Below are 13429 nucleotides of genomic sequence, written 5' to 3'. Positions count from 1 at the left end.
CTGTCACCAGCGCAGAACTACGGCGCCCCATGCCAGACCCCCACCAATCGCTTCGGTCACGATCAGATCACCGGGCTTTATTTGTCCGCGCTCTTTGCCGACAGACATGGCCAAGGGAATCGACGCGGCCGACGTATTGCCATGATCCTGAACCGTCACCACGACGTTTTCCATCGGCAGGCCCATTTTCTTGGCCGTGCCTTGAATTATGCGGATATTGGCCTGATGTGGGACAATCCAGTCCACATCGGCGCTGCTTAGGCCCGCGCCGGCAAGGGCCGTTTCGGCGGTCTTCGACAGCTTCTCCACGGCATGGCGAAACACCTGATTGCCTTGCATCCGCAAATGGCCAGTTGATTGCGTGGATACGCCGCCATCGACATATAGCAAGTCCTTGTACCGACCGTCGGAATTCAGATCGGTGGACAGAATACCCCGGTCTTCGGCGGTTCCATGAGCCTCTTGCGCTTCCAGCACCAATGCGCCCGCGCCATCCCCGAACAGAACGCAGGTAGAGCGGTCGGTCCAGTCCATGATTCGCGAAAACGTCTCGGCGCCAATCACCAGAACGCGTTTGGCCTGACCGGACAGGATCAGTGCGTTGGCGTTGCTGAGGGCAAAGACAAACCCGGCGCAAACTGCTTGTACGTCGAAGGCAAACCCCTTTGTCATGCCCAGACGCGCCTGAACCATTGTCGACGCGGACGGGAATGTCAGATCAGCCGTCGACGTCGCCAGAACGATTGCATCGATGTCATCGGCCTGAAGACCCGCGTCTTCCAACGCGGCCTCGGCTGCTTTGGTTGCCAGATCGGACGTTGTTTCGCCTTCGGCAGCGAAGTGGCGACGCTCAATCCCCGAGCGGGTGCGGATCCACTCATCCGTTGTATCCAAGGTTTTCTCAAACTCGGAATTGGGGACGACACGTTCCGGCAAGTAATGCCCGACACCTACAACAACTGAACGGCTTGCCATTCTGGGGTACTGCCTTTTTTGTTATTTTTCGGTCTGCGGCGCAGCCTGCGCGGCATCTTGTGCAAGCTGGGCAGTCGATGCAACCCGTGCCGCCAATTTTTCCGCAAATCCGGACTCAGCCAGAGTAAAGGCCAGCTTGACCGCCGCTGACACACCTGTCTCGTCGGCCCCACCATGGGATTTCACGACCGTGCCGTTCAGCCCCAAAAATACGCCACCGTTCACACGGCGCGGATCAATGCGCTTTTTCAGGCGTCCCAGTGACGTGATCGCAAGAACGGATGCCAAACGCGACAAGGGGCTGTACTTGAAGGCCTGGCGCAACAGATCACCGATCAGGCTTGCCGTGCCTTCACCGGTTTTGATTGCGACATTGCCGGTAAACCCGTCGGTCACAATGACATCTGCTTTGTCGCCGGGAATGTCGCTGCCTTCGACAAAACCCACGAAGTCAAAATTTGCCTGATCCGCGAATTCCGAGATCATGCCGTGCGCTTCCTTAAGCTCGGGCCGACCTTTGTGTTCTTCCGTGCCCACATTCAGCAAGCCGATACGAGGGCGGTGCTGCGCCATCCCATTACGGGCGTAGGACGCGCCCATCAGTGCAAACTGAAGAAGGTCCTTGGCATCAGCGCGCACGTCAGCGCCGACATCCAACATGACATTGAAACCCTGCGGGTTTCGCGACGGCCACAGAATCGCAATTGCAGGTCGATTCACGCCCGGCAGCTTGCGCAGGCGCATCATCGACAGCGCCATCAACGCTCCGGTATTGCCGCAGGACACCGCGCCATGAGCTTCGCCATCGCGCACGGCCTCCAATGCTGACCACATCGAGGTCTGCTTGCCATTGCGCACAACCTGGCTGGGTTTGTCCTCCATCGTGACGACGTCGGGGCAATCACGAAAAACGACGCGCCCATCAAGGACACGTCGTTTGGCAACTAGTTTGCGCAGCGCAGCTTCTGGACCGTGCAGCAGGAACCCGATCTCCGGGTTTTTCTTAGCGGATCGCGCAAGCCCTGCAATGACGACCGATGGACCAGCGTCCCCACCCATAGCGTCAACCGAGATGGTAATCCGATCGGGTTGCGTGGGCTGCTCAGTCATTCCCTGGTCTGCGCTCGATCAGGCTTAGGCCGCGTCTTCATCCAGGTCGATTTCGTCGGCCTGTGCGACGACTTCACGATCGTCGTAGTGGCCGCAGGATGCGCACACGTGGTGCGGGCGCTTCAGCTCACCGCAGTTGGCACATTCGTTCGGGTTTGCAGCAACCAGAGCGTCGTGCGCGCGGCGGTTGTTGCGGCGCGACTTGGAAACTTTGTTCTGTTGGACAGCCATGGTCTCAACCTTTGTCTACTAAGGGCGAGCAGATTCGCTGCCAGCCGGGTTTCATATTCCGTTTTATCGAGGTTTGACGCGCGTTTAGGGGACGAGCCCCGCAATGTCCAACCCAAAATCCGATGAGCGCGCGAAAATACTGCGATTCTCGACATGTTCAAGCGCTTTTTCTGACCGCCTGCTATGACAGGAAATCAGACCCCTGTCACTCGTCTTTTTTGAGCGTGTCGCGCAATCCTGCCAATCCGGCAAAGGGTTTCACATCCGCGTCTGTCATTGGCTGTTTGCCGGGTTCGGTATAACCAGTCGACCCCAATTCGGCACCATCCTTGCGCGGATATTGTGGCAAGGCCAGCGACAATGCCTCGATCATAACCTGGTGTGGGTCAATTTCTGCACCCAAAGGTTCGGTTTCGTCATCTTCGGGGATTTCGTATTCGGGCTCGTCTGGGTTGGTCCATTCGGCGACAAAAACGCGGGAAACCGGAATGTCGATCCGGGTCGTAACCGGTTCCAGCGTCACGACACAGGGTTGAATAACGGTTGCCCCCAATTTGCCGGTCAAAGCCCAGTCCCGCTTGCCCTGACTGCGCAGCTCGCCTGTAAAACTGAGTTTGCGCAGGCCAAGCAATTCAAGCTCGCTCTTAATGTCGTTCAGCACCTCTGCATCGGGGCGCAGGTTAAAGGCTGTTGGGGCGTTTTGCGGCAAATCAACCACCCGCAATGAAGTAACGTTGCTCATTCGAGAGTCTTTCCTGTGTTGAACCGTGGCAGCGGTTTCTGTAATCGGATAGAAGCCGCAAGAGGCCAAGGCAAGAGGGTGTGCATGTTGAAGGTTGTGAATAAGGTGAAACCGGCGACGAAAGCGCTTGTCTTTGGTGCCTGCTTGGCGATTGTCGGCGCATGTACGCCGATCTTCAAGAATCATGGATATGTACCACCTGCCGACGAATTGGCCGAAATCCAAGTCGGCAAGGATACACGTGACAGCGTAACCGAAGCCATCGGCGCGCCGGGCGCGTCAGGCGTCGTTCAGGATTCGGGTTTTTATTACGTCCGGTCGCGTGTCCGTCATTACGGTCCAAAAAAGCCCGAAGTTGTATCCCGCGAACTTGTAGCCATCAGCTTTGACCAGCGCGGAGTTGTACGGAACATTGAACGGTTTGGCCTGGAAGACGGGATCGTGATTCCGCTTGAGCGCCGCGTGACGGATTCGAATGTGCAGGACAAAGGCTTCTTGCGTCAGCTGCTGGGCAACATCGGGAACTTCAATCCGGCTAATGTCATTGGGTCCAACTAATTCAGGCCAGCATCTTGCGATGGTCACACGGCATTCACATGTCGTGTGATACGGAACACGCAAGGATCTAATCGGTCAGCAACCGCGGAGGATGCGACCATGGCAACGGCAGTTTTGCTGAGCAAAGGGCGATACCAGGCCCGTTTGGCGCGATCGGCCAAGGATGTTGCGGCAGCACAAGCGCTGCGCACGCTCGCCTTTGGTACAAAGCAACCCGATCAGGATGATTTTGATACGTTATGCGCCCATGTTCTGGTTGAGGACATGCGCTCGGACGGTCAACTGGTGTGTTGCTTTCGCATGTTGACGATAGAAGATGGTGCCGAGATCGGGCGCAGCTATTCGGCCCAATACTATGACCTGACGACCCTTGCTGATTTTAGCGGTCGCATGGTGGAAATGGGCCGGTTCTGCGTTCACCCTGATTGGAAAGATCCCGATATATTGCGGGTCGCGTGGGGCGCGATGACCGCCTATGTGGATCAGAATGGGGTGGAAATGCTGTTTGGCTGCTCCTCCTTTGCCGGAACTGAAACTGCCGAGTATCTGGACGCTTTTGCGATGCTCCGGGATCGCCACCTTGGCCCCACGCGCTGGTTGCCACGGGTCAAAGCGCCTGATGTGTTTCGGTTTGCCTCTCGGTTGCGTCGCAGGCCCGACGCTAAAAAGGCGATGCTGAGAATGCCGCCGTTGTTGCGCACCTACCTGATGATGGGCGGCTGGGTCAGCGATCATGCGGTGGTGGATCGGCACATGAATACGTTGCACGTGTTCACGGGTTTGGAAATCGGGACGATTCCGCCGGCACGCAAGCGTTTGCTGCGGGCCGTGGCCGGGTAATTTGAGTATTTGTAAAAAGGTGAAGGCAAAGCGTTGACGCTTAGATCGCGCCAGTTTAGCTGGCGGGCATGGCGAGAATTCCTTTGTTGCAGATGTCTGGCATTTCTCTGACTTTCGGGGGTGATCCAGTGTTTTCCGGCTTGGACCTTGTGGTACAACCGGGTGATCGCGTCGCTCTGGTGGGGCGCAACGGTTCTGGAAAGTCCACATTGATGAAAGTGATGGCCGGTCTGGTTGAAGCGGATCAGGGGGATATCGTGATTCCGCCGGGCAAATCGGTTGGGTATATGGAGCAGGATCCAACCATGGCGGGGTTCGCGACGCTTGGCGATTATGCCTCGAGCGGATTGGAGCCCGGTGAGCTTTACAAGGTTGAGCGTGCGGGTGAGGGGTTGAAGTTTGATCCAGCTCGACCAGTCGACACCGCCTCGGGCGGGGAGCGGCGACGCGCGGCATTGGCCAAGCTGATGGCCGAGGCACCCGATTTGATGTTGCTGGATGAACCAACCAACCATCTGGACATCGAAGCGATTGCGTGGCTGGAACGTGAATTGGGCGCGACGCGGGCGGCTTTTGTTCTGATTTCTCACGACCGGGCGTTTTTGCGCGCCTTAACTCGCGCCACCTTGTGGATTGATCGGGGTGCGGTGCGGCGGCAAGAGCAGGGGTTTGAGGCCTTTGAGGCCTGGCGCGACAAGGTCTGGGATGAAGAAGACCAGCAGCGCCACAAGCTGAATCGCCTGATCAAATCCGAGGCACGTTGGGCTGTTGAGGGCATCAGCGCCCGTCGCAAGCGCAATCAAGGGCGTGTCCGGGCGTTGCAGGCGCTGCGGGCCGAGCGAGCATCGCAAATCAAGCGGCAGGGATCCGCCGCCATGGCCTTGGAATCGGGCCCAAAATCCGGGCGCAAGGTGATTGAGGCCAAGGCGATATCCAAGGCCTTCGGCGATCATCAGATTGTGCGCAACTTTGACCTTTTGGTGCAGCGCGGGGATCGCGTGGCCTTTGTCGGGCCGAATGGCGTCGGCAAAACCACGTTGCTGAAAATCCTGCTAGGACAGGAAAGCCCTGATGAGGGCTCAGTCAACCTTGGAACCAACTTGGAAGTTGCGGTTTTTGATCAGACCCGCGCGCAGCTGGACCCGGAAATGACCCTGTGGGACAGCTTGACCGGAGACCCCGAGATGCGAGTGTCTGGCAAGGCTGATCAGGTGATGGTTGGTGGTCAGCCCAAACATGTTGTGGGTTATCTCAAGGAATTCCTGTTCGACGAACAGCAGGCAAGAGCGGCCGTTAAGTCCTTGTCCGGAGGGGAAAAAGCGCGCTTGTTGTTGGCTAAGCTGATGGCAAAACCCTCGAACATGCTGGTGCTGGATGAACCGACCAACGACCTGGATGTCGAGACACTGGATTTGTTGCAGGAACTGCTGGATGACTACGACGGTACGGTCCTGCTGGTGAGTCACGATCGTGATTTTCTGGACCGTGTTGCGACGACAACCATCGCGATGGAGGGGAATGGCCGTGCGACGGTGTATGCTGGCGGGTGGTCGGATTACATAGCGCAGCGCGGAGATCATACAGAACTAAAAGAAGAAAAAACAAAGAGTTCAAAGCCAAAGATAAAGCAAGATGCCAAGCCCAAAACCGGCTTGTCATTCTCAGAAAAGCATCGGCTTGAGAAACTGCCATCCGAAATCGCCCGTCTGGAAGCTGAGATTGCCAAGCTGGAAGAGCTGATGTCGGACCCGGAATTGTTTACCCGCGAACCGGTCAAGTTTCAGAAAGCGACAGACGCGCTGGTCGAGCGGCAAGAAAAACTATCGGCCAGCGAAGAGGAATGGCTGGCGCTGGAAGAGAAGGCCGAAGGGCAATAGGTATAACTTGTACGTCTTGAAACACCCGGATCTTTCGAGGTGCACAGTACTCTGATGGTCGCAGGTCGACTGTTTAGTCGATAGGGCGCGCAGGGTTCCCAACAACGGTTTGATCTGCTGCCACATCTTTGGTCACGACACTGCCTGCGCCAATAATTGCGTTATCGCCGATGGCGACACCAGGCAGGATGATGGCACCTCCACCGACCCAGACATTGCTGCCGATTGTGATGGGCAGTGCGATCTCAAGACCTTTGGCGCGTTCGATCGGGTCTTTCGCATGCTGGGCGCAATAAATTTGGCTTTTGGGTCCGAACATGGTGTCGTCGCCAATTTGCACGCGGGCCGTATCTAGAATAACGCAACCGGCATTGAAATAGACCCGGTCCCCAAGGTGGATGTTCACGCCATAAGCGCAATGAAAGGGCGCTTCGGCAAAACAATCGGCACCGGTGCGCGCAAACAAGGCGCGCAGGGCCGGTGCCATCGCGCCCCTTGTGTCCGGGTCACAGCTGTTATGTGCGTGCACCGCGCGGCGCGCTTGGGCACGCAGCGCGTCGAGTTCCGGATCCAGGCAGCTATACCAGTCGCCGGCTTCCATTTTTTCCCGCTCGGTCATGATTAACGCCTAGCGCATCCGCAATGCACCGTCGACACGGATGACTTCTCCGTTGAGATAGCCCATCTCGACGATGAACCCGGCCAGTCGTCCGTATTCGTGCGGATCACCCAGACGAGCGGGGTTGGGAACATCGGCGGCGAGCTGCTGTTGCACCTCTTCTGGCAATCCGGCCAGCATCGGGGTCATGAAGATGCCGGGCGCTATGGTCATCACCCGGATACCGGTTGAGGCCAGATCGCGGGCCATCGGCAGGGTCATGCCAACCACTCCGCCTTTCGACGCGGCATAGGCTGCTTGGCCTTTCTGGCCGTCAAAGGCTGCGATCGAGGCGGTGTTGATGATCACACCGCGCGCGCCGTCTGGTTCCGGTTCATTCTTGGCCATTTCGACGGCGGCCAGGCGCGACACGTTGAAGGTGCCGACCAGGTTGATGTCGATGGTGCGCTGGAATGCGTCCAAAGTGTGGGGGCCATCCTTGCCCACCGTCTTGATGCCGTAAGCGATGCCTGCGCAGTTCACCGCTGCCGTGATCCGGCCCATTTTGTCCGTCGCTGTTGCCATGGCCATGGCGACGGACCCCTCGTCAGTCACGTCGGTTTGTGCAAAGTGCCCGCCAATTTCGGCAGCGACCTGCGTTCCGCGATCTGCATCCCGGTCCAGGATTGTGATCTGAGCGCCCTGCGCGGCAAAATGGCGAGCCGTGGCCTCACCCAGACCCGATGCGCCGCCGGTGATGATAGCTGCGGTTGAGGATAATTGCATGGCAGGCTCCCTTTGGAGTGATTTGAACAAGTGTTCATTTAAACGGATGTTGCCGGGCGTGTCCACATCTTCGCTGTGCTTTCTCAAGACAAGATCAGGCGGTCCTCATCTGGTCTTAATGTTGGGCGCCCACATCGACTGCGGATGCAATGTCGCGAACAAGCGACGTAGCGAGAGGAGTGATGCGCTATGCAAAAGAGTAAGAGAGTAGGGATGGCCGCATGGGTTGCCGCGCCCATCTTTGGGGTTTTGGCGGCTGGCAGTGCAGCTGCGGCGCCCGAGGTTTGCAACTGGAAAACCGCACGGGATGCGGCAAATAGTGGGGATTACACGACGATGTGCGACTGCACGCATGTCACCCCTAGTTTCTTGCAACGCCTTCAGAACCGGTCGGATTTTTCAACTACACTGCAAAACACCGGCGCGATGTGCCCCGGATTGGCGTCATTGCTGACCGATGTGCCAACCGCGTCTATTGGCACGGCGGCCGGTGGCAGCCGGGGTGAGGATCGGGGCTCGGACCAATTCGCGCAGGTCAGCCCGGCTGATCCGGGCGACAATGGCAGCAGCGGCCCAGGGAATGGCGGCGGCAATGGCGGCGGTGGCAATCCCGGTGATGGCGGCAATGATGGTCCCGGCAATGGTGGTGGCGACGGCCCCGGTGACGGCGGTGACGGTCCCGGTGACGGAGGCGGTGGCAATGGCCCAGGTAAAGGCGGCAATGGCCCAGGCAAAGGCGGCGACGGCCCCGGTAAAGGTGGCGGCAAAGGCGGCGACGGCCCAGGCAACGGTAACGGGAACGCCGGAAACCCCGGAAACGGGGGCGGAAACAACAATGGCTCCGGACCGGGTACCGGCAATGGCGGTAACAACAACGGTCAAGGCAATGGTTCCGGAAACGGCGGCGGCGACGGCGACGGCAAAAATGGTGGCAAGGGCGGGGGTAAAGGAAAACGGTAACGCCAAAGGCCATCCAGAAACGTTGGCATAAAGAGTTCGGCCACCCGATTTGGGTGGCCGTTTTTGTTTTCGAATTCGTCGAGTTGTTACCCCAGTTGGACCAGAGCGTGACGCTTTTTGCCAGCGCTTAGTTTAATGGGGGACTGCAGGGCGCCCGCGTCAATCATCAGACCGGCATCCGTTAGCGGTGTGTCGTCCATCTTAGCACCGTTTTCGGCGATCAGGCGCTTGGCCTCTTTGCCAGATTTGGCCAGACCGGATTTGACGATCAGCTGTACGATGGACATGCCATCACCCAGATCCGCCGCGCTGAGGGTCAGGGTAGGTAGATCGCCGCCTACGCCGCCTTTTTCAAAGACTTCACGCGCGGTTGCTTCGGCGGTTGTCGCCGCTTCGGCCCCGTGCAGTAGCGTTGTGATCTCATTGGCCAGACGGATCTTGGCTTCGTTGATCTCAGCCCCTGCAAGCGCTCCCAGACGATCACATTCATCTACCGGCAGTTCGGTGTAGAGTTTCAGAAAACGTCCGACATCCGCGTCAGTGGTATTGCGCCAGAACTGCCAGAATTCATAGGGCGAGCGCATATCGGGATTCAGCCAGACAGCACCGTCCTGAGACTTGCCCATCTTCTTGCCGTCGCTGGTGGTCAGCAGGGGGCTCGTCAGGCCATAAATCTCGTGGTCCAGTACGCGACGCGTCAGGTCGATGCCGTTGACGATGTTGCCCCACTGGTCGCTGCCGCCCATCTGCAGAACACAGCCATAGCGACGGTTCAATTCAAGGAAGTCATAGGCCTGCAGGATCATGTAATTGAATTCCAGGAATGACAGCGACTGCTCTCGATCCAGCCGGGACTTCACTGATTCAAAGGCCAACATCCGGTTGACAGAGAAGTGCCGCCCGATATCGCGCAGGAAATCGAGGTAGTTCAGGCCGTCCAGCCATTCGGCGTTGTTCAGCATCAGCGCCGCGTTTTCGGCGTCGGTGTCATAGTCGATATAGGCCGAGAACACCTTTTTGATGCCCGCAATATTGGCATCGATCTGTTCGGGGCCCAGCAAAGGGCGTTCATCCGCACGAAAGGACGGGTCGCCCACTTTGGTGGTGCCGCCGCCCATCAGGGTGATCGGCTTGTGGCCGGTTTTCTGGAACCAGCGCAGCATCATGATCTGAATAAGGCTGCCCACATGCAATGACTGTGCCGTTGCATCAAAGCCGATATAGGCCGGTTTACACCCGCTGATCAGCGCCTCATCAAGGCCCTGATAATCGGTGCAATCGGCCAAAAAGCCACGCTCCATCATCGTTGCGATGAAATCCGATTTGGGATGGTAGGTCATGTCTTGCCTCAGGGTTGTAATGCGGGGCACCTTATAGGCGTCGAGTGGCAGAAGGAAAAGGCCATGAATAAGGCCGTAGCAAAACGCGGGGCCCTGCGTGCGCTTGGGGCGATGTCAGGAACTTCGATGGATGGGGTGGACGCGGCGGTGATCGAAACCGACGGGGTCGCGATTTTTGGCTTTGGCGAAAGCGGGTATCGTGCCTATTCAGACGAAGAGCGCGCAGTTTTGCGGGCCGGAATGGGGCATTGGCACGGGGATGAGGTCGAGGCGGCTGGCGACGTAGTCACCATGGCCCATTGCGAGGCGCTGTGTGAGTTTGAAGATATCGACCTGATCGGATTTCACGGGCAGACTCTGGCGCATGAACCGCGTGGGCGGGGCACCTTGCAGGTTGGCGACGGGAATGGCCTTTCGCAGGCGCTGGGCGTGCCGGTGGTTTGGGATTTTCGCAGCGATGATGTTCAGATGGGGGGCGAAGGAGCGCCGTTAGCCCCATTTTTCCACTTTGCTTGCGCCAAGTGGATCGAGGCAGAGGAACCATTGTGTTTTCTGAACCTCGGCGGGGTTGGCAATCTGACCTATATTGATCCGTCTTTTGAACGGCCTGAAATCCCCGGCGCGCTTGTGGCCTTTGATACTGGCCCCGCCAATGCACCGGTCGATGATCTGATGCAGGGCCGCTTTGGATTGTCTATGGACAAAGATGGCGCCATTGCCCGCGAAGGAACGGTAGAGACAGGCGCTTTGGAGTTGTTCCTGAGCGAGCCTTTCTTCGCGCGTATGCCGCCAAAATCGCTGGACCGGAACGACTTTGCCGAGATGATCGGGCTGGTTCGTGACTTGCCGGATGCGGACGCGGTGGCGACGCTGACAGGGATGTGCGCTGCCGGAGTTGTGCAGGGGATGGAGTACTGTCCAAAACCGCCCTCGCGTATGCTGGTAACCGGTGGAGGGCGACACAATCCGGTTTTGATGGAGATGCTGCGGGTTGCGCTGGATTGTCCTGTCGAGCCGGTTGAGGCGGTGGGGCTGGATGGTGACATGCTGGAAGCGCAGGCCTTTGCCTATCTGGCGGTCCGGGTGGCGCGTGGTTTGCCCACCTCGTGCCCGGGAACCACAGGTGTGAAGGTGCTGGTTGGGGGCGGTGTCGTGTCAGCCCCGAACCGCGGAAAGGCGGCCAAGTCGTAGGGGGCGCTGCCCCCATCGCGCAAGCGCGACTCCCCCGGGATATTTTCAGCCAGATGAAGAGCCTGCCTCGGCTGGCAGGTGCTCTATGTAGTCAGCCGCGAATTCTGTGTAGCCCTCTGATGTGGATTTCAAGTGAGCTTGGGTCCAGGCATGAAACGCCGGCAACTGGTGGAACGGAACATTCGGAAAAGCGTGGTGTTCGGCGTGGTACGGCATGTTCCAAGCCAAGAACCGGACGATACGGTTGGTGAATGTTGTGCGCGAGTTTTCCAGCATGTTGGCCACCGGCGGACAGAGCCCATGTTCTGCCAGAAGATAGAGGCGCAGGAAGGGTTGTCCGACTAGCACTGGCAGCAGCCAGAGCCAGACCAGCGCAGGTGTGAAAACCAAGCTGAGGGCTGCGAGGCCATAGGTGGCCAACAGGACACGCGCCTCGGTTTTGATAGCGCGATGTTGGCGCTCGGGCAGGTAAGGGGCATCGATCCGTCCCAAGGCGTTGCGCATGAGCACCCGAGCCATTGCGGACCAGTATGGCCAGCCGATGAGGTAGACGATCAGGCTGCGCCAGGTGTTGGGGCGCGGTTTGCCGTCGAGTTCGGGGTCGTTTTCCGGGTGATTGGTCCATTTGTGATGGGCCAAGTGGAAGTAGCGAAACCACGTAAAGGGCAGGGCAATGGGACCTGAGACCAAATGTCCGACTACATCGTTGAGCCAGTTGGTTCTGAACGGTGTTTTGTGGGTGCATTCGTGGCTGAGGGTGAAGAGGAACACCAGCAGAATGCCCTGTGGCAGGATCAACAGCGGCCAAAACGGAACCTGTGCGATCAGCCCGGCTGACGTTACCGTCAGTGCCAGAAGATAGAGTGCCAGATGCCTGAGCCCGGCAGCGTCAGAGCGCCGCTGGAGATCGTCTTTGATCTTAGGCGGGATAGACGCAATGAGGGAGCGGTGATTCATAGCAGCCAGAGTGGCCCGTGCGAGCGTTGCTGGCAAGTTGGTGAGCGATCTGTCTGTAGCACTAATCGTGTTGCCCGATGAGGCAAGCCGTTAGTTCGATGTTTGCTGGGGCTGCGACTGTGGCATGGCGTTGGCAATCATCTCGCGTGTCCAAATCCCCATCGAGCGGTGCTGACGGAGACCCAGATCCGGATCGTACACGTCGAACATGTCCTGGTTCGTTGTTTCGTGAACATAGTAGAGCGGCAGCGGGAAGTTAAACGGTTCCATCATGGGGTTGAACCGTCTAAACCCGCCATTCCTCAGGAGGTCGTGATTGACGCGAATATGATCAATCGAAAACATTATGAACGCGATGTCCGCCGCTAGGGCGTTTTGAAAGAAGGCCCATTTCGCTTCGTGTTTGAGATGAAACAAACACTCACGGCACATAATCAAATCGGCGGCCGGCAATGGATCGGAACACACGTCCAATACGGAAAAGGACACTTTGTCGGATGTGAATTTTTCTGAAACGTCTTGTATCACTGACGTTGAGATGTCCGCACCGTGGTAGGCTTCAAGCTGCGATAGATCGACAGTCTGCATCCATGTCCAATCGCCACATGGTGCGTCCAGGAACCGCCGGATTTTGAGTTGCTCGAAGATCTGCGGCAACGCAGTGCGCAAGCGCTCGGTGGCGGCTAATGTCGATCCCGGACCAGAACGCGGGGCTTTGCCTCTTTTCCCTGACCAATCATGGTTCTCGAACGCTTTTTTCAGGTCTTCACGCATCTGATCTGCCCTAAACTTTCAACCACTGACGCTAGACTTTTGGGATATCGAACCCCGGGTCCGCTAGTTCGAACCCAGAAAACTCAAACCCAGGGGAGACGGTACAGCTGACCAGTGTGTAGTCTCCGGTGCTGCGGGCGGCTTGCCAATGGCCTTTCGGAACGATCACCTGGGGCGCGCCTTCCGTCAGGTCCGGGCACAGCTGGAATTCTTGTGCGGGCCCCTGATCCGTCTCGCTGAGCGATAGGATCAGAGGTGCGCCGGCATGATAAAGCCAGATCTCGGTCGCATCGACCCGGTGCCAGTGGCTGCTTTCCCCGGCTTGCAGCAGGAAGTAGATGCAGGTGCCAGTGGCGCGGCCAGCATTGTCGGCGCGCCAGGTTTCTTTGAACCAGCCACCTTCTGGGTGTCGCTGCAGTTGCAGGTGGTCGATAATCTCTTGTCCGGTCATCGGTGCCTCATGTTTTGGCCGATTATGCACGGGATGACG

The 13429-nt window shown here is 58.0% G+C and carries 15 protein-coding genes; 5 read left to right on the top strand and 10 right to left on the bottom strand.

Annotated elements, in window-relative coordinates; all coding sequences use genetic code 11:
- Positions 1–3 precede the first annotated feature (3 nt).
- The 4 genes from Q1B13_RS03395 to Q1B13_RS03380 all read right to left on the bottom strand — a co-directional run bounded on the left by Q1B13_RS03395 (position 4) and on the right by Q1B13_RS03380 (position 3058).
- Positions 4–975 (bottom strand): beta-ketoacyl-ACP synthase III, encoded by a 972-nt coding sequence (locus Q1B13_RS03395; protein ID WP_299075932.1) that lies wholly within the window; start codon positions 973–975, stop codon positions 4–6.
- A gap of 21 nt (positions 976–996) precedes the next feature.
- Entirely contained in the window at positions 997–2085 is a 1089-nt protein-coding gene (gene plsX, locus Q1B13_RS03390; protein WP_299075929.1) for a phosphate acyltransferase PlsX, read from the bottom strand.
- A 24-nt stretch (positions 2086–2109) separates the two neighbouring features.
- Positions 2110–2316 (bottom strand): 50S ribosomal protein L32, encoded by a 207-nt coding sequence (rpmF, locus tag Q1B13_RS03385; protein WP_037316137.1) that lies wholly within the window; start codon positions 2314–2316, stop codon positions 2110–2112.
- Between the two features lie 205 nt (positions 2317–2521).
- Entirely contained in the window at positions 2522–3058 is a 537-nt protein-coding gene (locus Q1B13_RS03380) for a DUF177 domain-containing protein (protein WP_299075926.1), read from the bottom strand.
- Between the two features lie 84 nt (positions 3059–3142).
- On the opposite strand from Q1B13_RS03380, the gene Q1B13_RS03375 reads away from it, so the two are divergent.
- The 3 genes from Q1B13_RS03375 (at position 3143) to Q1B13_RS03365 (ending at position 6333) form a co-directional block, all read left to right on the top strand.
- Positions 3143–3616 (top strand): outer membrane protein assembly factor BamE, encoded by a 474-nt coding sequence (locus Q1B13_RS03375; protein WP_299075923.1) that lies wholly within the window; start codon positions 3143–3145, stop codon positions 3614–3616.
- A 99-nt stretch (positions 3617–3715) separates the two neighbouring features.
- Positions 3716–4456, top strand: a complete 741-nt coding sequence (locus Q1B13_RS03370; RefSeq protein ID WP_299075920.1) for a GNAT family N-acyltransferase — start codon at positions 3716–3718, stop codon at positions 4454–4456.
- Positions 4457–4548: 92 nt separating this feature from the next.
- Positions 4549–6333 (top strand): ABC-F family ATP-binding cassette domain-containing protein, encoded by a 1785-nt coding sequence (locus Q1B13_RS03365; protein ID WP_299799695.1) that lies wholly within the window; start codon positions 4549–4551, stop codon positions 6331–6333.
- Positions 6334–6406: 73 nt separating this feature from the next.
- Here Q1B13_RS03365 and Q1B13_RS03360 read toward each other — a convergent pair whose 3' ends face one another.
- Positions 6407–6952 (bottom strand): sugar O-acetyltransferase, encoded by a 546-nt coding sequence (locus tag Q1B13_RS03360; protein ID WP_299075914.1) that lies wholly within the window; start codon positions 6950–6952, stop codon positions 6407–6409.
- A gap of 9 nt (positions 6953–6961) precedes the next feature.
- Positions 6962–7717, bottom strand: coding sequence for a 3-hydroxyacyl-CoA dehydrogenase (locus Q1B13_RS03355; protein ID WP_299075911.1), 756 nt, complete (start codon positions 7715–7717; stop codon positions 6962–6964).
- Positions 7718–7906: 189 nt separating this feature from the next.
- Here Q1B13_RS03355 and Q1B13_RS03350 point away from each other — a divergent pair, with 189 nt between their 5' ends.
- On the top strand, positions 7907–8677 hold the full coding sequence (locus tag Q1B13_RS03350) for a hypothetical protein (RefSeq protein ID WP_299799694.1): 771 nt from the start codon (positions 7907–7909) through the stop codon (positions 8675–8677).
- Between the two features lie 86 nt (positions 8678–8763).
- Here Q1B13_RS03350 and tyrS read toward each other — a convergent pair whose 3' ends face one another.
- Entirely contained in the window at positions 8764–10017 is a 1254-nt protein-coding gene (gene tyrS / locus Q1B13_RS03345; RefSeq protein WP_299075905.1) for a tyrosine--tRNA ligase, read from the bottom strand.
- A gap of 63 nt (positions 10018–10080) precedes the next feature.
- On the opposite strand from tyrS, the gene Q1B13_RS03340 reads away from it, so the two are divergent.
- Entirely contained in the window at positions 10081–11208 is a 1128-nt protein-coding gene (locus Q1B13_RS03340) for an anhydro-N-acetylmuramic acid kinase (RefSeq protein ID WP_299075902.1), read from the top strand.
- A gap of 45 nt (positions 11209–11253) precedes the next feature.
- Here Q1B13_RS03340 and Q1B13_RS03335 read toward each other — a convergent pair whose 3' ends face one another.
- The 3 genes from Q1B13_RS03335 to Q1B13_RS03325 all read right to left on the bottom strand — a co-directional run bounded on the left by Q1B13_RS03335 (position 11254) and on the right by Q1B13_RS03325 (position 13390).
- Complete coding sequence (locus Q1B13_RS03335; RefSeq protein ID WP_299075899.1) at positions 11254–12165, bottom strand: fatty acid desaturase; 912 nt, start codon at positions 12163–12165, stop codon at positions 11254–11256.
- A 90-nt stretch (positions 12166–12255) separates the two neighbouring features.
- Positions 12256–12939, bottom strand: coding sequence for a class I SAM-dependent methyltransferase (locus Q1B13_RS03330; RefSeq protein WP_299075896.1), 684 nt, complete (start codon positions 12937–12939; stop codon positions 12256–12258).
- 31 nt (positions 12940–12970) lie between these two features.
- Entirely contained in the window at positions 12971–13390 is a 420-nt protein-coding gene (locus Q1B13_RS03325) for a cupin domain-containing protein (RefSeq protein ID WP_299075893.1), read from the bottom strand.
- Between the last annotated feature and the right edge of the window lie 39 nt (positions 13391–13429).

Source organism: uncultured Ruegeria sp., from assembly GCF_947489545.1.
GTDB lineage: Bacteria > Pseudomonadota > Alphaproteobacteria > Rhodobacterales > Rhodobacteraceae > Ruegeria.
This window is presented reverse-complemented; position numbering and strand designations above follow the sequence as displayed.